The following is a 21,390-nucleotide window of genomic DNA, read 5'->3' on the forward strand; positions in this document are numbered from 1 at the left end:
GGCACGATGGTGCCCCCACCGGTCAGGCCGCGTCCGGCGGCGGCCTCCAGTTCGGCCAGGGTGGTGGTCACGATGATGCAGGCCGGCAGCCCGTTGTGCTGACCCAACTCTCCGGAGGCCAGCAGGCCGCGCAGCCCGGCCAGCAGGGCGTCGTGGCCGCGCTGGGCCGCTGAGCGGGTGTCGCGATCGATGGCGTCTTGGCTGGGGGTGCCGTCGATGCACGGCACGTCGTCGTGGGGGTTGCACATGCCCGGCGCACCCAGTTTGGCCTCCACGGCTTCCAGGGTGGCGCGCAGCTCGGGGGTGATCAGCCCACGCAGCGCCGACATGCCGTCGGGTTGTTGGCGGCCTAGGGTCAGGGCGCGTTGGCGGGCGCGGTCCTCGTCGGTGAAGGTGCCATCGGGGTTGAGGCAGTCTTGCAGGGTGTGGGCCAGGCCGTCGAGTTCTTCGGGCCGGTAGTGGGTGGCGTGGCCGGCCAGGTCGGCTTCGACGCGTTCGCGGGTGGCCCCATCGATCCAGCCGGGAAGGCGGTGGTAGAACGTGCGGATCACCACGACGTGGCCGGCGCCGAGTTCACCGCGGCGTTGGGCGGCGGCGGTGGCGGCCAGGACCGGGGGCAGCGGTTCACCGGTGAGGCCGTGGCGTGGGCCCAAAGCGGCGGCGTCGTTGACGCGCCGGGAGGCCTCGGCATGGCTGATCCGCGTCCGGTTGGCGATCGCGTGAGCCAGTTTTCCGCCGAGCTCTTGGGGGCTGGCTTGGCGGGCAAGGTGATTGATCAACTGATGCTCAGGCACCGGCAGCCGCCGGCGCATCTTTTCGCAGCGCTCTAAGAGCGCCAGGCACTCTCGGGGCGTCAACGCGTCGAAACACCACGCCCCGACACCATCGACCGCGGCATCGAGGGCATCGAAGGCCGCGCTGATCGCGTCCCGATCGATGATGCCGCCCGAACTCATACCGCGAAACTATCGACACCCACCGACAAAAAACCCCGTATTGTGACCGCTGAAACCACAGTGACACAAGGGATTTCGCTATACGTTTTCGATATCCGTAACCTTGCCCGCTAGACCTCGTCCACCAGCTCCCACGCCAGCGCGGTTGCGGTGCCGATGGTATGGCCGGAGAGTACGAGATATGCCGTGCGCCAACGCCCTATCCGGCGCGTGACGCTGACGGTGCCGCCGGCGCCGGGAATCAGCCCCAGCGCCAATTCGGGTAGACCGAATACCGCGTCGTCGCGCGCGGTGACCCACCCGCAAAACGCGGCCATCTCCAGTCCGCTGCCCAGCACCCGGCCGTGCACCTCGGCCCGGCACGCCCGGCCCAGCCGCGCGGTCAGCGCATCCAGCGCGAGGGCGGGGCTGTGGCGGGTGCGGGCCAGGTGGGCGGCCGCCGGGTCGGCGAAGGTGCCGAATTCGGCGAGATCGCCGCCGCTGCAGAACGATGGACCGTTGCCGCTCAACACGATGCCGGTCACCGAGGGGTCCAGTTGCGCGACGGCCAGCGCATCCAACAGGGCGGCGCGCGCGTCCGTGGAGAACGCATTGTGGCGTTGCGGCCGGTTGAACGCGATGCGCACGATGTCGCCGTCGCGGTGCGACTGCACCGGGTCGGCGATGTCGGGCATGCGGACCGGGCCGCGCTCCCGCAGCCACCGCGCGAACTCCGGGCCGGCCTGCAGGGTCGAATACCCCAACGACTCGGTCACCACCCCGGACAGCGTCGGCCCGCCGGGGTCCACCGCGCGCAGCACGTCGTCGCAGATCCCGCTGGCGTGCGGCCACCGTCGACAGCGTTCGGTCAGCTCACCGAGCGCATCGGACACGGAATCGACGGTGATGACGCGCCGGTCGGCGCAGGTATCCTCGGTCAGGGTGAAAGTTGCTGCGTCAAGCCAGGATCCGGCCCGAGCGATGTCGGCGGCCGAGCCGGCGGCGACGATCACGCCGGGTGGCGACGCCGGGCCGTCCTCCGGCGCGCTCGACAGGTCGACCACCCGGAGCATCGGTCACACCGAGTACTTCTCGATCAGCCCATTCTTATAGAGCTTGCCGGTGTCGGTGCGCGGCAGCTGCGCTTCGAAGGCGATCGATCGCGGACATTTGTAGTGCGCCAATCGATCCCGCAGCCAGCTCAGGAGTTCCTCGCCGAACGCGTCGGTGGCATCCGCGGGGTCGACGGTCTGCACAACCGCCGTGACGCGCTGACCCATCTCGTCGTCGGGAACACCGAACACCGCCGCATCCATCACCTTGGGGTGGGTGACCAGAAGGTTCTCGGCTTCCTGCGGATAGATGTTCACCCCGCCGGAGATGATCATGTGGTGGCGCCGGTCGGTCAGGTACAGGTAGCCCTCGTCGTCAAGGTAGCCGATGTCACCGACGGTGGCCCAGCCGTGCTTGGAGCGGGACGACGCGGTTTTCGTCGGGTCGTTGAGGTATTCGAACGAATACCCGCCCTCGAAGTAGATCTCGCCGGCCTGGCCCGGCGGCAGCTCGTTGCCGTTCTCGTCGAGGATGTGCACCGCGCCACCCATGGGCTTGCCGACCGAACCCGGATGCGCCAGCCAATCCTCGGCGGTGATCAGCGTCGACCCGTGCGCCTCCGAGGAGGCGTAATACTCGTCGATGATCGGCCCCCACCAGTCGATCATCTGCTTCTTGATCTCCACCGGGCACGGCGCCGCCGCGTGCATCACCCGCTGCAGGCTGCGCAGGTCATACGAATGACGCACCTGCTCAGGCAGTTTCAGCATTCGGGTGAACATCGCCGGCACGAACTGCCCGTGCGTGACCCGGTGGCGCGCGATGGCATCAAGGCAGCCTTGGGCGTCGAACTTCTCCATGACCACGGTGGTGATGCCGCCGGCCTGCGCGCTCATCGACCACACCGACGGCGCGGTGTGGTACAGCGGCGCCGGGCTGAGATAGACCGAATCGGGTGTCATCCAGAAACCGACCAGCGCCGACATCATGCCCGGCGCCTCGGCCGGGGGAACGTGCGGCAATTCGCGCTTGATGCCCTTGGGCCGGCCGGTGGTTCCCGACGAGTACTGCAGCAGGTCGCCCTCGATTTCGTCATCGATCGGGGTGTCCGGTTGGCCGGCAACGCATTCCGGGTAACGCTCCCAGCCCGGCAGGTCGGCGTCCCCGTTCTCGGCGGCGATCAGGAGCAGCTCCGGTAACCCGCGCGGCAGATGCTCGGCCAGGCCGGCGCAGGTTTCGCGCAGCGCGGCAGAGCCGATGATCGCCTTGGCGGCGCTGTTGTCGACGATGTAGGCGGCCTCTGCCGCCGTCAGGTGGGTGTTGATCGGCACGTAGTACAAACCGCTGCGACGAGCCGCCCACATCACCGCGTGGATGTGCTCGTTGTTCTCCATCAGGATGGCGACCGTGTCACCCTCGCGCAGACCCGCCTGGCGGAACCGGTGCGCCAATCGGTTGGCGCGGGCCTCGAGGTCATCGAAAGTGACCACGGTCCCGGACGGGTACAGGATGACAGCAGGTTTGTCGGCGCCGATATAGGGGCGGATCTGCATGCGCAGACTGTACCGCCGCCAAACTTGACGGGTGTTAAGTGGTGGGCGGGCACGGCGAGTTTCTGCGTCGATCCCGGCGCGCGATGCCCGTCGCCAGCCATAATGCAGCTAAGTAGAGCGCCGTGGGCCGGCTGATCAGCCCGCTTCGGACAGCCGCTGCTTGAGCGCCTCGAACTCGTCGCGGACGCCGGTCGGCAGCTTCTCGCCGACGAACTCGAACCACTCCTCGATCAGCGGCAGTTCCTCGCGCCACTCGGCGGCGTTGACCGCGAGCGCCTGGGCCACCTCGTCGCTGCTGACGTCGAGCCCGTCCAGGTCGAGGTCCTCGGCCTTCGGCACGATGCCGATCGGGGTGTCCTGGCCGCCGGCCTTGTGCTCGATGCGGTCGACGATCCACTTGAGCACGCGGCTGTTCTCGCCGAAGCCCGGCCACAGGAAGCCGCCGTCGTCGCCGCGACGGAACCAGTTGACGAAGAACACCTTCGGCATCTTGGACTCGTCGGAGTTCTTGCCCAGGTCGATCCAGTGCTGGAAGTAGTCACCGACGTGGTAGCCCAGGAACGGCAGCATGGCCATCGGGTCGCGGCGGACAGTACCGACCTTGCCCTCGGCCGCGGCGGTCTGCTCGCTGCCCATGGTGGCACCCATGAACACGCCGTGCTGCCAGTCGCGAGCCTGCGTCACCAGCGGAACCGTGGTCTTGCGGCGGGCGCCGAACAGGATGCCCGAGATCGGCACGCCCTGCGGGTCGTCCCACTCCGGCGCCAGGATCGGGCACTGCGACATCGGCGTGCAATAGCGCGAGTTGGGGTGGGCGGCCTTCTCGTCGGATTCGGGCGTCCAGTCGCGGCCCTTCCAGTCGATCAGGTGCTGCGGGTCGCCCTCGAGGCCCTCCCACCACACGTCGTTGTCGTCGGTGAGGGCCACGTTCGTGAAGACGGTGTTGCCGGCCTCGATGGTGCGCATGGCGTTGGGGTTGGACTTCCAGTTGGTGCCGGGTGCGACTCCGAAGAAGCCGAACTCGGGGTTGACCGCGTAGAGCCGGCCGTCCTTGCCGAATCGCATCCAGGCGATGTCGTCGCCGAGCGTCTCGGCGCGCCAGCCCGGGATGGTCGGCTGCAGCATCGCGAGGTTGGTCTTGCCGCACGCCGACGGGAACGCCGCCGCGAAGTAGTACGCCTTGTTCTCCGGGGAGATGAGCTTGAGGATCAGCATGTGCTCGGCCAGCCAGCCCTCGTCGTGGGCCATCGCCGACGCGATCCGTAGCGAGTAGCACTTCTTACCCAGCAGCGCGTTACCGCCGTAGCCCGAGCCGTAGCTCATGATCTCGCGGGTCTCCGGGAAGTGGGTGATGTATTTGGTGTCATTGCACGGCCACGGCACGTCCTGTTGGCCCTCATCCAGCGGCGCCCCGACCGAGTGCAGCGCCTTGACGAAGAACCCGTCGTCGCCCATCTTTTCCAGCGCGGCCTTGCCCATCCGGGTCATCACCTTCATCGAGATGACGACGTACTCGGAGTCGGTGATCTCCACACCCAGCTTCGGGTCGTCGGCGCCTAGCGGACCCATGCAGAACGGCACCACGTACATCGTGCGGCCCCGCATGCAGCCGCGGTACAGGTCGGTCATGATGGACCGCATCTCGGACGGGTCCATCCAGTTGTTCGTCGGCCCGGCGCCGCTCTCCCGCTCGGTGCAGATGAAGGTCCGTGACTCCACCCGGGCCACGTCGGACGGGTCGGACAGCGCCAGGTAGGAGTTGGGGTGCTTCTTCTCGTTCAGCTTCTTCAGGGTGCCGGCCTCGACCAGCTTGGTGGCCAGTAGGTTGAACTCCTCGTCGGAGCCGTCAGCGAATACCACCCGGTCGGGCTGGGTGAGCTCGGCAACCTCCTGCACCCATGACAGCAGGCCCTGGTGCTTCGTGGGTGCTGTGTCCAAACCGGGAATGGTCGCTGAGGTCATCGAACTCTCCTGGATTCGTTGCGTATCGGGCTTGTGTTGCTCGGTATGCCGTCGCCCACATAATTAAGGACTTGGTGGCGTTAACTACAGGTTATCGTGAGGAACTTGTCGGGGAAGTCTCGGGCAGGTATAAGCCTTCTCACAACAACGATTCAGAAGCTCCCGACGGGTCGGCATCTTCGCTCCTCGAAGCGGGTTTTTCGGTTTCGTCACCACCGACATCTTCGGCGGGACTTTCAGCCGGTTGTATACCCGGTTCTCCGAGTTCTGCACGCACCGCCTGCAGCGCGGCGGTGACCGCGGGCATCTCGCGATCTCGCGCTGCCGCGGCCCGCGCGGCGGCTTGGGTGTGCTCGCGCAGTTCGGTGTCGATGACGCCGACGGCGGCGGACGCCTGCGCGTTCTCGGCCTCGTCGTGGGCCAGCAACGCTTTGCTCAGCACCGACTCCGCGACCAGCACCCGGGTGGCGACCAGTTCCTCGACCACCGACCGCAGCGAGGACGTCGCCTCGCCCGCCCAGCGGTCCAGCAACGCCCGGTCATGCAGCAGCGCGCGGATGTTGATCACCAGAAAGGTGACGGCCACCGAGATCGCCACGCACACCACGGCCGCGACTATTTCTAGTGCGGGGCCCAGCGCGGGGTTGAGCCGCGAGACCACTCCGCTCATCAGGCGGCTCAGCGTGAGCGCCACCCCGAGCCCGAACCCGACGCCCAGCAGGATCATCAGCCAGGTTTCCTGCCGGCGCGACTTCAGCGGCGGCGCCGAGACGTCCACCTCGGGCAGCTTCTCGAGCGCCGGCAGGTCCATCGGCACACCCACCGCCTGCGCGACGTCAGCCAACTGCGTGTCGGTGCCGTCGCTGACCTCGGCCACCACCTCGTCGAGGCGGGCACGCGTGTGCGCTTCGAAGCCGGACATGTTTCCCCGCGACAATCCCGCCGCGTGTTCCTGCAGTTCGGTGCGCGCCGTCGCGCAGCGGTTACGCGCGGTGTGGGACAACTGCACCCTGGCCTGCTGGATCTGGCCGCGCAGCGTGATGGTGCGTTCGCTCTTCGCCTGACGCCGCTGCTGCAACGCGGTGCTGCGCTCTTCGCGCAGCGCCTCGACCCGTGCCCGGCGGCCGGATCCCTCGACGTCGCGGTCAAACCGCCGCTTGACCGTTTGTAGGCGAGATTCCCACGCCCGCAACCTGTTTCGCCGGTCGAGGTCGGGGTCGTCGAGTTGCGCCGCGACGGCGCCGACCAGGTCGTCGACGTCCGGTTCACCCAGATCGGGCAGCGCCGCCGCGCCCACCCAGGGCACCCGGCCGTAGCGGGGCGCGTGCGCGGCCAACGCGTCGCGGTTGGCGGCGACGACGTCACGCCAGGCGCGATGCACGTCGATCTTGGACACCACCCCCACCACCGCGTCGGTGTGCTCGGTCGCGGCGTCCAGCAAGGCGCAGTCGGAGGCTGTCAGGTGGGCCGCCGCGGACACGACGAATACGACCGCCATCGGCACCTCGCCGGGTCCCAGGTCGGTCGATTCCACGAACTTGTGCTGCGGCACCCGTTCTTGCAGCGCCGCGGCCACCGCGCTGACCCCGGCCATCCACGGCCCGGTCACCAGCACGACGTCGCAGCGGTGAATAGCCGGCGGATCCAGATCCGGCGCGACGGCCGCCACCAGCGCGTCCACCTGTGCCACCGGGTCGTCGCTTCCCTTGCCGCTCACCAGGATTCCCCCGGCAGTGACGCACAGGCCTGCGACCACAGCCGCAGCGATCCGCGGGCGATGTCCGCGCCGCAGGCGCGGTGCAGTTCGCTCGCCGAGGCACGGCTGTAGCGCTGCCACCGCACGGCGCGCGGCAGGTGCGCGGACGGGTCGCGATCGACGGCCGGCCCGGCTTCGCCCGGGTCCAGCCCGGCCGCCTCGGCCAGATCCACGGCGGCCGCCATCCGGGCGACCACTGTGTCGTCGCGGGACAAAAAGCCGCTGATCTGCTCGCCGAGCGCGTCCCCGGCGACGGCCAGCGCCTCCAATTCCGCGACGGCCCCGAGCACCCGCTGGTAGCGCACCTCGGCGCCGAGCGCGCCGATCTTGGCCACGACGGCGTCGACGCCGCTCATCCTGCGCAGCAGGGTGCGGACCTGCGCCCGACTCCTGCCCTGGCGGATCGCGGCAACCGCCAGCGCGGTGCCGAACAGGTCCAGGGTGTCCAGCAGGCGCCGGCGCACGCCGGTGGGCACCGGCCCGTCCGCCGCCAGGAACCCGGCAACCGAGCCGTCGAGGCAGGCGCCGCCGGGGTGGGTGGCGAGGGCGTGTAGCGCCCCCCACAGCGGGTGGTCTTCAGCGTCGTCCAGCTCGTCGAGCGCGACCGCGAGCAGCCCGATCATCGGTGCCATAGGTGTACCGATCAGCGCAGCCAGATCGGTACACCGCGCCCGCGCGGCCGCGACCGGCCCGTCGCCGCGGCCCGACAGCGAGCCCGCCAGATCGGCCTTGTTCAGCACCGCCACCACGGGGTGCTCGGCGGCCGCGATGGCATGGGCGTCCTCGGGCTTGACCACCTCGGCGACCACGTAGACCACCGCGTCGACGCCGCGGGCGGGCACCGCCGCGCTCACCTGGATGTCCGCCGCGATTCCCGATGGGCTGCCCGCCCGGTCCAGGGCGCGTGCCACCGTGCGGCGGCCGACCCCCCGGCGGCCGCGAACCACCACGCGCAGGGGTGCGGCGGTTCGCCGGGCGATCGCCGTCACGCACGGGTCGGCGAGGCCGTCGGCAAACCGGGCCAGCTCGTCGACGAAAATCTGGTGTCCTTGTCCCCTCATATCCCGCCTGTTCGGTCCGAATGACCCGATCGTCCGATCGGCTTTGCCGCTACTGGGTGCAGCGCCGGCGCCGGACGGTCCCACCGAATGGTGGCATCCACGTCACCAAGATGCGAGCCACCGTTTATCAGTTACCAGGTGAAGGCAACTGTTGGGTATCAATCCGGACCAGGGGCGGCTACATCCCGGGTTTATAGGCCACCATGGACAAATGCATGCGCAGCACGGGGTGGCAATGGCTGCCGACTCGCCGATCGAAGAATCGGGCCGCCCCGACCAGCGCTACCTCCCGGCCACGGCGTTCCGGTCACGACGATCCGCCCTGTCCGATGCCCAGCGCCAGACGTGGGAGCGGCGCTGGCCCGAGCTCGGCCTGTCGGTGGGCGTCCCCGCCGAGGAGCCCGACGGCGCCGAACCGCCGCTGGACACCCGCTCATGGTTCGGGCGCCGCGCACCACTGGTGCTCGAAATCGGTTGCGGCAGCGGCATATCGACACTGGCGATGGCCAAGGACGAACCCGACGTCGATGTGATCGCGGTGGAGATCTACCGGCGGGGGCTGGCGCAGTTGCTGTGCGCGATCGACCGCGACAACGTGAGCAACATCCGGTTGATCCGCGGCAACGCGCTCGAGGTGCTGCAGCGGCTCATCGCGCCCGCGTCGCTGACCGGGGTCCGCGTCTTCTTCCCCGATCCGTGGCCCAAGGCGCGCCACCACAAGCGCCGGTTCCTGCAGCCGGGCACGATTGGCTTGATAGCCGACCGGCTACTCCCTGGTGGTGTCCTGCACGTTGCGACGGACCACGCCGGCTACGCCGAGCACATCGCTGCCGTCGGCGCGGGCGAGTCCCGGTTGCACCGGGCCGATCCCGGCAGCCCGTTGCCCATCTCGACCGTTCGACCGACCACCAAGTACGAGACCAAAGCCCAAGAAGCGGGCAGCGCCGTCACCGAGTTCGTATGGCTTAGACGATGAATAGGCGATGAGTTATGAGCCTGACTGAAGCGACCACCGCCGGGGCGGAACCCGTCGCGCCGCCGGCGGTGCTGTCCGGTGATGACGTGGGGACCCTCGGCGACTTTTCGCCCCCGGCCGGACGCGTGTTGCTGGTCTGGGACGCCCCCAACCTCGACATGGGCCTGGGCTCGATCCTGGGCCGCCGCCCGACAGCGTTGGAACGCCCGCGGTTCGACGCCCTGGGGCGCTGGCTGCTGTCGCGCACGGCCGAGGTCAGCGCCGACCGCCCCGGCGTCGTGGTCGAACCCGAGGCCACCGTGTTCACCAACATCGCGCCGGGCAGCGCCGAGGTCGTCCGGCCCTGGGTGGACGCCCTCCGGAACGTGGGGTTCGCGGTATTCGCCAAGCCGAAGATCGACGAAGACAGCGACGTCGACCGCGACATGCTGGCCCATATCGAACTGCGCCGCACCGAAGGGCTGGCGGCTGTGGTGGTGGCTTCGGCCGACGGTCAAGCATTTCGCCAACCACTGGAGGAGATCGCCCGAACCGGAATCAGCGTCCAGGTGATCGGATTTCGCGAACATGCGAGTTGGGCGCTAGCGTCGGATACCTTGGACTTCGTCGATCTGGAGGACATCGCCGGCGTCTTCCGGGAACCGTTGCCGCGGATCGGCCTAGATTCGCTGCCTGATCAGGGTGCGTGGCTCCAGCCGTTCCGGCCGCTGTCCGCGCTGTTGACCGCGCGTGTGTGACACTGGAAAACCAGTGCGCGGGTCGTTGACGATCCAGTAAGGAGCTTGCGTGTTCGCCTGGTGGGGTCGAACTGTGTACCGGTATCGGTACATCGTGATCGGGGTCACGGTAGCTCTGTGTCTGCTCGGCGGCGTGTTCGGAATCAGCCTGGGCAAGCATGTTACACAGAGCGGTTTCTACGACGACGGCAGTCAATCCGTCAAGGCCTCGGTGCTGGGGGATGAGACCTACGGGCGCGACCGCACCAGCCACGTGGTGGCCACCTTTACCGTTCCCAACGGGAAAACGGTCGATGACCCTGCGTGGCGCGGCAAAATCGTCGCCGACCTCAACAAGTTCAAGGCCGATCATCCCGACCAGGTCGTCGGCTGGGCCGGCTGGCTGGCCGCGCCCGAGAGCGACAACCCGGTGATCAAGGGGATGGTCAGCGAGGACAAGAAGCACACGTTCGTGTCCATCCCGCTCAAGGGCGACGACGACGACAGCATCCTCAACAACTACAAAGCCATCGCGCCGGACCTGCAGAAGCTCGGCGGCGGCAACGTGGAGCTGGCCGGCCTCGAGCCGATCGCCAACGCCCTGACGGGCACCATCGCCACCGACCAGCGCCGCATGGAGGTCCTCGCGGTGCCGCTGGTGGCGGTCGTGTTGTTCCTGGTGTTCGGTGGCGCGGTTGCCGCAGGCCTGCCGGCCATCGTGGGCGGGCTGAGCATCGCGGGCTCGCTGGGCATCCTGCGGCTGGTCTCCCTGTTCGGGCCGGTGCACTTCTTCGCCCAGCCGGTGGTCTCGTTGATCGGCCTGGGTATCGCCATCGACTACGGGTTATTCGTGGTGAGCCGGTTCCGGGAGGAGATCGCCGAGGGCTACGACACCGAGGCCGCGGTGCGAAGAACCGTCATGACGGCCGGTCGGACCGTGACGTTCTCGGCGGTGCTGATCATCGCGTCGAGCGCCAGCCTGCTGGTGTTACCGCAGGGCTTCGTGCATTCGCTGACCTACGCGATCTTCGCGGCGGTGGGGCTTGCCGCGCTGCTGTCGATCACGTTCCTGCCCGCGTGCCTGGGTATCCTCGGCCGCCATGTCGACGCGCTGGGGGTGCGGACCGCATTCCGGGTGCCGTTCCTGCGCAACTGGAAGTATTCGCGTGCCTACCTGAACTGGCTCGCCGACCGGCTACAGAAGACGAAGACCCGCGAAGAGGTCGAGGCCGGCTTCTGGGGCAAGCTGGTCAACTGGGTGATGAAGCGGCCATTGGCGTTCGCCATCCCGATCGCCGTCGGCATGATTTTGCTGGTCATCCCGCTGAGCAATCTGTCGTTCGGGGGCATGAGCGAGAAGTACCTGCCGCCCGACAATGCCGTGCGCCTGGCGCAGGAACACTTCGACAAGCGATTCTCCGGCTACCGCACCGAGCAGCTGACGGTGGTGATCCAGAGCGACAACCACAGCAAGGTCACCGATCAGCAAGTGGCCGACATCCGCAACAGGATTTCGTCGATCGGCGGGTTCACCGACAAGACGTGGGAGGAGCGGGCCTGCCCGACCATCGCCGGCAACCCGTGCGTCGCGGGCCCGAACGGGACGACGGTGCCCAAGGACGGCTCGGTGCGGGTGATCCAGAACGGCCTCGTCCACAAGAATGACGCTGCCAAGAAGATCACCGAACTACGGGCGATAAACCCCCCGAAGGGGCTGAACATCTATGTCGGCGGCACGCCGGCCCTAGAACAGGACAGCATCCACAGCCTGTTCGACAAGGCTCCGCTGATGCTGGTGCTGTTGCTCGGCGCCACCATGCTGTTGATGTTCCTGGCGTTCGGCTCGGTGGTGTTGCCTGTCAAGGCCGCGGTGATGAGCGCACTGACGCTGGGCTCGACGATGGGCATCCTGACCTGGATCTTCGTCGACGGTCACTTGTCGGGGGTGCTGAATTTCACGCCAACCCCGCTGATGGTGGTGGTGATCGCGCTGGTTGTCGCCGTCGGTTTCGGTCTGGCCACCGACTACGAGGTGTTCCTGGTCTCGCGCATGGTCGAGGCCCGCGAACGCGGCATGTCGACCGCCGAGGCCATCCGGATCGGCACCGCGACCACCGGGCGCCTGATCACGGCCGCCGCGCTGGTCCTGGCCGTGGTCGCCGGGTCGTTCGTGTTCTCCGATTTGGTGTTGATGAAGTATCTGGCGTTCGGTCTGATGGCCGCGCTGCTGCTGGACGCGACGGTCGTCCGGATGTTCCTGGTGCCGTCGGTGATGAAGTTGCTCGGCGACGACTGCTGGTGGGCTCCGCGCTGGGCCCGGCGCCTGCAGAACAAGATCGGGTTGGGCGAGATCGACCTGCCCGACGAGCGCAAGCGGCCGACGCTCAACGGGCGGCCCGCGCGGCCGCCGGTGGCGGCCAGCCTGGTCGCCGCGGCACCCCGTCCAGCGCACGACCCCACCCATCCCGCGCCACTGGAGCCGTCCCGACCGGCGCGCCCCGGACCGGCCCCCGCCCCGCCGGAGCCCAGGCCCGCCAAGGAACCGTCCTCGAGCACAGCGACAGCGCCCGCAGGGGCCGACGACAGCGTGGACACCACCCGCATCCCAGCCCGCCCCGGCCAGCCGACCGAGGCCAAGACCACACGTTTCACCGCGCAGGGCGGCCCGGGCGCCCCCGGCCGGGCGGCCGACCCGCGCCCCGCACCGCAGCCCCCGCATGCACCGCAGCGGCCCCAGGCGGCGCCGCCGTCCGACGATCAGACGCGGGCCATCCCCGTCCCCGGCAGCCATTCCGAGGACACCAAAGGCGACACCGCCGAAGAGCAGGTGAACTCCCGCGGCCAGGGCGAGAACGGCGACCCGGCGCGGCAGCGGCGCCGCGCCGGCGAGGGGCTGTCCGCCGCCGATCTGCTGCGCCGCGAGGGACGGTTATAAGGAAGCGCCTCGGCGCCCTCTGAAAGGCGTAGCGCCTCACCCGTCCGCGGGTTTGTCCGGTTCGGCCTGCAGGATGGCGTTCTTCTCGTCCGCCTCCTCGGTCTGTTTTTCGGCCTCCGCCTCGGGGTTCGGCGCCAGCAGCACCTGGAACGCATTGTTGAGGAATGCGACCGTCGGGACCGCCAGCAGCGCGCCGACGATCCCGGCGAGCACGCCGCCGGTGGAAATGGCCAACACCACGGCGAGCGGATGAATCGAGACCGCGCGACCCATCACCAGCGGCTGCAGCAGGTGGGCCTCGACCTGGTTGACCGCGATCAACACACCCAGCGTCATGAGCGCGTACACGATGCCCTTGGCCAGCAGCGCGACCACCACGGCGAGCAGACCCGAAACCAGCGCACCGATCAGCGGGATGAAGGCGCCCAGGAACACCAGGGAAGCCAGCGGCAGCGCCAACGGGATACTCATGATCGCCAAGCCCGCGCCGACCCCGGCCGCGTCGGTCAGGGCCACCAGGAAGGTGGCGCGCACGTACCCGATCAGCGACCCGTATCCGGCGTTGCCCGCTTCATGCACCCGGTCGCGGACGTCGGCCGGGATGACCTGCACCACGTACTGCCAGATGTTGCGTCCACCGTAGAGAAAGAAGATCAGCGTGAACAGCACTAGCACCGCCGCGGTGACGAGCTCTGTGACGGTGGCCGCGGTGGACAGCGCGCCGCTGGTCAGCTTGGCCTGATTGTTGTGCAGCGCCTCGATCGCGGCATCGCCCGCGCTGTCGATCTGTTCGCTGCGCAAATGCGCCGGCCCGTTGATCAGCCACCGGCGGGTCGACTCGATGCTCTGCGTCACCTGTTCGGTCAGGCCGGGCAGACCGTCGATGAACTGCAGGATGACGAAAGCCAGGATGCCGCCCAGGATCGCAAAGCCGGCCAGCAGCACCAGCGCCACCGCGCCGCCGCGGGGTAAGCCCCGCCGGTCCAGCCAGTCGACCACCGGCACCAGCAGCGCGCTCAACAACAGCGCCACCAGCACCGGAACGACGATGATTTCGAGTTTCTTGACCACCCACAACAGGGCGACCGCGGCGGCCAGGATGACGAGCAACCGCCACGCCCACGCGGCGGTCTTGCGTACTACGGGTTCGACCGACGCATCGTCGACGTTTGCTGACATCTGGCCAGCGTATCCGCCGCGGCGCTGCGAGAAACCTGTTCCGGGGTGCCCGCGCGTCGCGCGCAACCGTCGGAGCCGGCACGATCCGGTTACGACGGCGACACAGTCGGCGGCGCGCGGCGATCGCCGCGCCACCTGCACCGTTACCCTAAATCACGTGTCGCACGACGCAGCCGCCCGCCATCTCGACTTCCCGCGCGAACAGACCCCGCGCGGGAAGTACTGGTGGGTGCGGTGGGTGATCCTCGGCATGGTTGCCGTCGTGCTTGCCGTCGAGGTTTCCCTGGGCTGGGATCAGCTGGCCAAAGCCTGGAAGAGCCTGTACGAGGCGAACTGGTGGTGGTTGCTCGCATCGGTGGTGGCGGCGGCCGCGTCGATGCACAGCTTTGCTCAGATTCAACGCACCTTGCTCAAGTCGGCCGGGGTGCACGTCAAGCAGTTGCGCTCGGAGGCCGCGTTCTATGCCGCCAACTCGCTGAGCACCACGCTGCCCGGTGGGCCCGTCCTGTCGGCGACTTTCCTGTTCCGCCAGCAGCGGCTGTGGGGCGCCTCGACGGTGGTGGCGTCGTGGCAGCTGGTGATGTCGGGTGTGCTGCAGGCGGTGGGATTGGCTTTGCTCGGGTTGGGCGGCGCCTTCCTGCTGGGCGCGAAGAACAACCCGTTCTCGCTGCTGTTCACGCTCGGCGGTTTTGTTGCACTGCTGCTCCTGGCGCAGGCCGTCGCCTCGCGCCCGGAGCTGATCGAAGGCATCGGCAGCCGGGTTCTGGCGTGGGTCAACTCGGTGCGCGGCCGGCCCGCGGACACCGGCCTGGACAAGTGGCGCGAGACGCTGATGCAGCTCGAGTCGGTGAGCCTGGGCCGGCGCGACCTGGGGGTGGCGTTCGGGTGGTCGATGTTCAACTGGGTCGCCGACGTCGCCTGCCTCGGGTTCGCCGCCTACGCTGCCGGAGACCACGCGTCGGTGGCCGGGTTGACCGTCGCCTACGCCGCGGCCCGCGCGGTCGGCACCATCCCGCTGATGCCGGGCGGATTGCTGGTCGTCGAGGCGGTGCTGGTGCCGGGGCTGGTCTCGAGCGGAATGTCGCTGTCGAGCGCGATCTCGGCCATGCTGCTCTACCGGCTGATCAGCTGGCTACTCATCGCGGCGGTCGGCTGGGTGGTGTTCTTCTTCGTGTTCCGCACCGAGAACGTCGCCGATTCCGACGACGACCCGATCACGGGTCCGCTGCCCATCGTGCCGCAGCCGAGTGAGACCTCCGCAGACCCGACGGAGGCCGCCCTGCAGGGGCCGTTACCGCCCGACCGGAATCCGGAAACCGAGAGTTAGTGGCGATCGCGAGGGCGGCGTAGCCGGACGAGGCGGGTCGCCACCATCGGGCTCAGTGGCGATCGCGAGGGCGGCGTAGCCGGACGAAGCGGGTCGCCACCATCGGGCTTAGCCGACGGTGTTTCCGCGCGGCGGGCCCGAGAGCGGGCTGGCCGCGGCGGGAGGTGCCGGCTGCGGCGCGGCGGGCGGGACGCCCGCGGGGTTACCGGGCAGCGCACCGGCCGCGCCTTGGGCCTGCTGCATCATGCCCATCACCTGGGGGATCGAGATCGGCAGCTTGCACTGCAGCGACAGGTTGGTCAGCGGCTGCGCAATCGACGTCATGTCACCGGCGACCTTCGGGTTGGCGTCGAAGTAGGACTTCAGCCCGTTCAGTGACTGCGGTCCCGCCTGCTGCTGCAGCATCGAGGTCATCGTCTGGTTGGTCTCCGGGTGCGAATCCAGGTAGTCACCCATCGATTTGGACACCGAGCCGATCGTCCGAGCGACCTCGCTGGCCGCGCACGGGTCGCCCGCGCCGGTCGCCGGCGGCCCGGCGAGCACCGCGAGGGCGGCACCGGGCACGGTGGCGGCGATCAGCCCGGTGAAGATTCTGCGACGCCGTCCAGCGCTGCCTGTCGTCATGGATAACCCCTTACAGTTTGCGGCGGCCCGCCCAAATCGGCGCCTCGCAAACGGCTGCAATGGTGGGCCCGACCGATCGCTGGGTCCCCCTGCATCCCCCGGGGCCCCGCAGGCCAACCGACATCCTGCCATCGCCGATATCCCCCTGCCAGCTCCGAACTGCGTATGTGACCGAGATCCCGCTTGATCACCGGTGCACAACGACTTCGCAGCTTCTTGGCAACGACGGTGTCGCCGCAGCTCAGGAACTACATAACCCCACATAAAGCACAGCGTGCTCCGGTATCGTCGCCTGCACGCGTCACGCGAGAACCGGGGAGCGAGAAAAATCCAGCAGTTAATGATGCGCCTTAGCCGCAGCCTGCGTAGGTACCGCTGGTTGGTCTTCACAGGCTGGTTGCTGGCATTGGTTCCGGCGGTTTACCTGGCGCTGACGCAGTCCGGCAACCTCACCGGCGGTGGGTTCGACGTGGCCGGTTCCCAGTCGCTGGCCGTCCACGACGAACTCGAGGAGCTCTACCACGACCAGGGCGGATCGTCGCTGGCACTGGTGGCCGCGCCCCGTGCCGACGCCAGCTACCAGGACATGAACGACGCGGTCGCACAGTTGAGGCGTCTCGCCGCCGACCTCCCGGGCACCTCGGAGATCCCCAACCCCACCCAGCGGCCGCCGCAACCCGACCGCCCGTACGTACTGTCGGTGCGGCTGGATTCCCGCAACACCAGCGATGTCGCCAAGAAGCTCCGCACGAGGGTCGGCATCAAGGGCGATCAACCCGGCCAGACCGCCAACGGGCGGGTTCGGCTCTACGTCATCGGGCAGGGCGCACTGAGCGCCGCCGCAGCCGCCAACACCAAGCACGACATCGCCGCCGCGGAACGCTGGAACCTCCCGGTCATTTTGATCGTCCTGCTCGCCGTGTTCGGTTCGCTGGCCGCCGCGGCGATCCCGCTTGCGCTGGGTGTGTGCACGGTCGTGGTGACCATGGGCCTGGTCTACCTGTTGTCCGCGTACACCACCATGTCGGTCTTCGTGACCTCGACGGTGTCGATGTTCGGAATCGCGCTGGCCGTGGACTATTCGCTGTTCATCTTGATGCGCTTCCGGGAGGAACTGCGCACGGGGCGCCAGCCGCGCGAGGCCGTCGACGCCGCGATGGCCACCTCCGGGCTGGCCGTGGTGTTGTCCGGGGCTACGGTCGTCGCCTCCCTCACCGGGATCTACGTGATCAACACCCCGGCGCTGAAATCGATGGCGACCGGCGCGATCCTGGCCGTCGCCGTCGCGATGTTGACGTCGACGACCCTGACGCCGGCGGCGCTGGCGACGTTCGGCCGGGCGGCCGCCAAGCGGTCGGGCTTCCTGCACTGGTCGCGGCGGCCCGAAAGCAGCCAGTCGCGGTTCTGGAACCGGTGGATCGGATGGGTGATGCGCCGGCCGTGGATGTCCGCGCTGGCGGCGTCGCTGGTGCTGCTCGTGATGGCGGCACCCGCGGCGTCAATGGTGTTGGGCAACAGCCTGTTACGCCAGTTCGACTCGTCCCACGAGATCCGCGCCGGCGTCGCCGCGGCGGCCCAGGCGCTGGGTCCGGGCGCGCTGGGCCCGATCCGGGTGCTGGTCAGCTTCCCCGACGGCGGGGCGGCCTCGCCCGAGCACAGCCGCACCGTCGGCGCCGTCCGCCAGCGGATGACGCAGGCACCCAACATCGTCTCGGTGTCACCGCCCCAATACGCCGAGGACAATGGCAGCGCGCTGCTGTCGGCGGTGTTGACGGTCGATCCCGAGGACATGCGGGCCCGCGAGACCGTCGGCTGGATGCGCGCGCAGCTACCGAAGGTCCCCGAGCTGGGGACGGCACGCGTGGAGGTCGGCGGTCCGACCGCGCTGATCAAAGACTTCGACGACCAGGTGTCCAAGACCGAGCCGTTGGTGCTGGGCTTCGTCGCGCTGATCGCGTTCGTGATGCTGTTGGTGTCCATCCACTCGGTGTTCCTGGCGCTCAAGGGCGTGCTGATGACGTTGCTGTCGGTCGCGGCCGCGTACGGCAGTTTGGTGATGGTGTTCCAGTGGGGGTGGCTGAAGGATCTCGGCTTCGCCCAGATCAGCTCGATCGACAGCACCGTGCCCCCGCTGGTGCTGGCGATGACCTTCGGGTTGTCGATGGACTACGAGATCTTCCTGCTCACCCGCATCCGGGAACGGTTCCTGCATTCCGGTAACACCCGTGACGCGGTGGCCTACGGCGTCAGCACCAGCGCCCGCACCATCACCAGCGCGGCGCTGATCATGATCGCGGTGTTCGTCGGCTTCGCGTTCGCCGGCATGCCGCTGGTGGCCGAGATCGGGGTGGCCTGCGCGGTCGCGATCGCCGTGGACGCCACCGTGGTGCGGCTGGTGATGGTTCCGGCGTTGATGGCGATGTTCGCCCAGTGGAACTGGTGGCTGCCGGCGTGGCTGTCCCGCGTGCTGCCGTCGGTCGACTTCGACAGGCCGCTCCCGGAGGTCGACCTCGGCGACGTGGTGGTCATCCCGGACGACATCTCGGCGCTGGTGGTGCCTAACGCGGACCTGCGGATGGTGCTCAAGTCCGCCGCCAAGCTCAAACACCTGGCGCCCGACGCCATCTGCGTGACCGATCCGCTGGCCTTCAGCGGCTGCGGGCGCAACGGCCGCCCGGCATCGCCGGACCCCGACGAAGAAGGGACCCGCGGCCTGGGGCCCGGGCAGATCCCCCACCAGGTCGCGCTGAGCGAGGAGAAGGTCGCCGTCGGGGTGGCCTCGGGCGAGAAGAGGACCGCCACCAACGGCCACGCCAACGGTTCCTCGGGGACCAGGAAGCTGGCCGGCGGGCTGGCCTCGCGCAACGGGATCGCCAAAGCCATCGCCGGGTCCGACCGGCCCGTTCATCCGGTGACGCTGTGGCGGGGCCGGCTGTCGGTCGCCATCGACGCACTGGAGACGGACCCGGACGCCGCGCCCGCGGGGGCCACCGACCGCCCGAAATACGCGCGGCGCAGCCCGGTGGAGACCACCAATGTGCAGCTGCCCACCGGCGACCGGTTGCTGGTCCCCACCGGCGCGGAGACCCTGCGGCTCAAGGGCTACCTGATCATGTGCCGTAACAGTCGCCGCGATTATGCCGACTTTGCAGACATGGTCGATTCGTTGGAGCCCGAGACCGCTGCGGTGGTGCTGGCCGGAATGGACAGGTATTACTGTTGTGAATCATCCAGGCGGCAATGGATCGCCACCCAGTTGGTCCGTCGACTCGCAGATCCCGATCCCTGCGACTACCCGGAAGACCAGGGGTCGGAAGTCGACGCGAACTCGGACTGGGAGGGGATCAGGGAGCGCTGCCTGTCCGTGGCGGTAGCGATGCTGGAGGAGGCGAGGTGACGTTGGCGGGCGCCCGCAACGAATTCAGCCCCCCACCGCCGCCCCACCGGCCGGCCCCGGAACAGCGCAACCGCGGCAATGGACCCTCCGGGGGGCCGTCCGAATCCCTTCCGGACCTCGACCAGCCGGTGGAGTTCTGGCCGACCGCCGCCATCCGTTCCGCACTGCAGGGCGGTGACATCGCCACCTGGAAGCGCATCGCCGGCGCGCTGAAGCGCGACCCGTACGGGCGAACGGCCCGCCAGGTCGAGGAGGTTCTCGACGGCACCCGGCCGTACGGCATCGCCAAGGCGCTGTGGGAGGTGCTCGAGCGCGCCCGCACCCACCTGGATGCCAACGAGCGCGCCGAGGTGGCTCGCCACGTGCGGCTGCTGATCGACCGCTCCGGGCTCGCCCAGCACGAATTCGCGTCCCGCATCGGAGTCAGCGCCGAGGAACTGAGTGGCTACCTCGACGGCAGCACCAGCCCGACAGCCGCGCTGATGATCCGGATCCGCCGATTGTCGGATCGGTTCGTCAAGGTCAAGTCCGGTCGCTCGACCGAATCGAACTGATCGTCATCTGATCGGCAGGACGTCGGCGACCAGCCAGTCGCTGCCGCGCTTGGTCAGTGTCACTCGCAGGGCGGGCGCCGCCTGGCTGGGTGGCTGGCCCGGCGCGTTCTGAGTCACCCGCAGGATCACCGCCACACTCGCCGCCGACGGCCCGAGGGCCTCGACACCGGCCGACACCGTGTCGGCTTGCGCGGTGACGTTGTGTTGGCCCAGCTCGGTGCTCGACTTGGTGTATTGCTCCTTGAACGCGGCGGCGTGCTCCGGGACGACCATGGCCGTGGCCCGGTCGATCGAACCGGTCGGGGCGGTGGGGCTGAACGACGCCATGGCCTCCGCCATACCGGTGGCGATCTGCACGACCTTGCGGGAGTCGTCGGTGAAGTCGCGGTCGGTCTTCGTCCAGTGCGTGTAGCCGGTCACGACGGCCGCCCCCACGGCGGCCGTGCACAGCAGGACGACCGCCAACCGCAGCCCGGGTGCGTCGTCGTCGGTGCCGACGCTGACCGAATCGCGGCGCAGCAACCAGAAATTGATCAGCACACCTTCGGCGATCAGCAGGACGAGCACCGAGCAGGCCGACACCCACCACAGCGGCCAACCGAGCACCGCCCCGATGGCCACCAATGCGGCGATCGCGGCCAGCGGTGCCGCGACGTCGAATGCGAAGAGTCGCCAGATGTTCCTCATCGGATCTTTCACCTAATCGAAGCCAGACCGGAGATCATCAGCTTGCCGTCCACGTCGGAGACGTCCAGCCGCAGGTTCCAGTGCACGGTTTGCGGCTTGGCGCCGACGTTTTCGCTGACGGAGGTGGCGACGAGCAGCACCGAGTCGGTTCGGCTCGCGAACGGCGGCAACTTGGTGGTGACGACCGGTCGGGACGTGCCGGGCTGGGTGTCCAGGTCATGGTGCACGGTTTCGATCGCCACCGCGTTGATCCGTCCGGCGCTCTTCGACTGCAGTTTCTCCACCACGGCCCGGTACGGCTGCACGGCGGCGTCGAAGTCAGTGTTGAGTTCTCCGACCGTGCCGTCGTGCAGCCGCTGCAGGCTGGCGTCGACGTTGCCGCTGTTCATGTTGATCAGCACGTTCGTCCACTCGGCGGCGGTCTGCATGACGCGGCTCAGATAGCCGCGTTCGGCGACCTGGTCGCGGTGCCCGGACCAGATGAAGACGCCGAGCACCACCGCGGCCACCGACAGCACACCGAGAACCGTTGACGCGACGCCGTAATGGGAGAAGACCCCGTCGCCGGATTCGGGTTCGCGGTCGGGGTCGTCGTCGGAGTCCCCGTCGTCGCCGGGGCCGACGTCAGCGGAATCTTCTTCGGCAGGTGGCTCGGTTCGCGCGCCCTCGGACATG

Annotated in this window: 16 protein-coding genes; 6 read left to right on the forward strand and 10 right to left on the reverse strand. The window is 68.6% G+C overall.

Going from position 1 to position 21,390, the window contains the following annotated elements; translation table 11 throughout:
* The 6 genes from A5775_RS13890 to A5775_RS13915 all read right to left on the reverse strand — a co-directional run.
* A partial coding sequence (locus A5775_RS13890) for a 13E12 repeat family protein (RefSeq protein ID WP_067253069.1) occupies positions 1-956 on the reverse strand: 956 nt, incomplete at its 3' end.
* Between the two features lie 110 nt (positions 957-1,066).
* Positions 1,067-2,008, reverse strand: a complete 942-nt coding sequence (locus tag A5775_RS13895; protein WP_067253071.1) for an enoyl-CoA hydratase/isomerase family protein — start codon at positions 2,006-2,008, stop codon at positions 1,067-1,069.
* 3 nt (positions 2,009-2,011) lie between these two features.
* Positions 2,012-3,541, reverse strand: a complete 1,530-nt coding sequence (gene fadD4 / locus A5775_RS13900; RefSeq protein ID WP_067253073.1) for a fatty-acid--CoA ligase FadD4 — start codon at positions 3,539-3,541, stop codon at positions 2,012-2,014.
* A gap of 135 nt (positions 3,542-3,676) precedes the next feature.
* A complete protein-coding gene (locus A5775_RS13905) occupies positions 3,677-5,503 on the reverse strand; it encodes a phosphoenolpyruvate carboxykinase (GTP) (protein ID WP_067253075.1) in 1,827 nt (608 codons plus the stop codon).
* Between the two features lie 139 nt (positions 5,504-5,642).
* On the reverse strand, positions 5,643-7,220 hold the full coding sequence (locus tag A5775_RS13910) for a hypothetical protein (protein ID WP_197512565.1): 1,578 nt from the start codon (positions 7,218-7,220) through the stop codon (positions 5,643-5,645).
* Positions 7,217-8,320, reverse strand: coding sequence for a hypothetical protein (locus A5775_RS13915; protein ID WP_067253079.1), 1,104 nt, complete (start codon positions 8,318-8,320; stop codon positions 7,217-7,219). The genes A5775_RS13910 and A5775_RS13915 overlap by 4 nt, the downstream gene beginning before the upstream one ends.
* A gap of 235 nt (positions 8,321-8,555) precedes the next feature.
* Between A5775_RS13915 and trmB the strand changes: the two genes are divergently transcribed.
* Genes trmB through A5775_RS13930 form a run of 3 tightly spaced genes read left to right on the forward strand, consistent with a single transcriptional unit; the run spans position 8,556 to position 12,947 of the window.
* The gene (trmB, locus tag A5775_RS13920) at positions 8,556-9,296 is read left to right on the forward strand and encodes a tRNA (guanosine(46)-N7)-methyltransferase TrmB (protein ID WP_231995182.1); all 741 of its coding nucleotides are present in this window, start codon (positions 8,556-8,558) and stop codon (positions 9,294-9,296) included.
* Positions 9,297-9,310: 14 nt separating this feature from the next.
* A complete protein-coding gene (locus A5775_RS13925) occupies positions 9,311-10,033 on the forward strand; it encodes an NYN domain-containing protein (protein WP_067253082.1) in 723 nt (240 codons plus the stop codon).
* A 49-nt stretch (positions 10,034-10,082) separates the two neighbouring features.
* Positions 10,083-12,947, forward strand: coding sequence for an MMPL family transporter (locus A5775_RS13930; protein WP_067253083.1), 2,865 nt, complete (start codon positions 10,083-10,085; stop codon positions 12,945-12,947).
* 36 nt (positions 12,948-12,983) lie between these two features.
* Here the strand turns inward: A5775_RS13930 and A5775_RS13935 are convergent, their stop codons facing one another.
* Positions 12,984-14,126: an AI-2E family transporter gene (locus tag A5775_RS13935; RefSeq protein WP_067253085.1), complete on the reverse strand. Its 1,143-nt coding sequence runs from the start codon at positions 14,124-14,126 to the stop codon at positions 12,984-12,986.
* 157 nt (positions 14,127-14,283) lie between these two features.
* Here A5775_RS13935 and A5775_RS13940 point away from each other — a divergent pair, with 157 nt between their 5' ends.
* Positions 14,284-15,453: a TIGR00374 family protein gene (locus A5775_RS13940; RefSeq protein ID WP_067253087.1), complete on the forward strand. Its 1,170-nt coding sequence runs from the start codon at positions 14,284-14,286 to the stop codon at positions 15,451-15,453.
* 108 nt (positions 15,454-15,561) lie between these two features.
* On the opposite strand, the gene A5775_RS13945 is transcribed toward A5775_RS13940, so the two are convergent.
* Positions 15,562-16,077 (reverse strand): hemophore, encoded by a 516-nt coding sequence (locus tag A5775_RS13945; protein ID WP_067253089.1) that lies wholly within the window; start codon positions 16,075-16,077, stop codon positions 15,562-15,564.
* 340 nt (positions 16,078-16,417) lie between these two features.
* Here A5775_RS13945 and A5775_RS13950 point away from each other — a divergent pair, with 340 nt between their 5' ends.
* Entirely contained in the window at positions 16,418-19,474 is a 3,057-nt protein-coding gene (locus A5775_RS13950; RefSeq protein ID WP_067253091.1) for an efflux RND transporter permease subunit, read from the forward strand.
* Positions 19,471-20,028: a helix-turn-helix transcriptional regulator gene (locus A5775_RS13955; RefSeq protein WP_067253093.1), complete on the forward strand. Its 558-nt coding sequence runs from the start codon at positions 19,471-19,473 to the stop codon at positions 20,026-20,028. Before A5775_RS13950 ends, A5775_RS13955 begins: the two co-directional genes overlap by 4 nt.
* A gap of 3 nt (positions 20,029-20,031) precedes the next feature.
* Here A5775_RS13955 and A5775_RS13960 read toward each other — a convergent pair whose 3' ends face one another.
* Both A5775_RS13960 and A5775_RS13965 read right to left on the reverse strand, forming a co-directional pair.
* The gene (locus A5775_RS13960) at positions 20,032-20,715 is read right to left on the reverse strand and encodes a hypothetical protein (protein ID WP_067253154.1); all 684 of its coding nucleotides are present in this window, start codon (positions 20,713-20,715) and stop codon (positions 20,032-20,034) included.
* A gap of 8 nt (positions 20,716-20,723) precedes the next feature.
* Positions 20,724-21,389, reverse strand: coding sequence for a hypothetical protein (locus tag A5775_RS13965; protein ID WP_067253095.1), 666 nt, complete (start codon positions 21,387-21,389; stop codon positions 20,724-20,726).
* Position 21,390: the final 1 nt, after the last annotated feature.

Source organism: Mycobacterium sp. 852002-10029_SCH5224772, from assembly GCF_001667315.1.
GTDB lineage: Bacteria > Actinomycetota > Actinomycetes > Mycobacteriales > Mycobacteriaceae > Mycobacterium.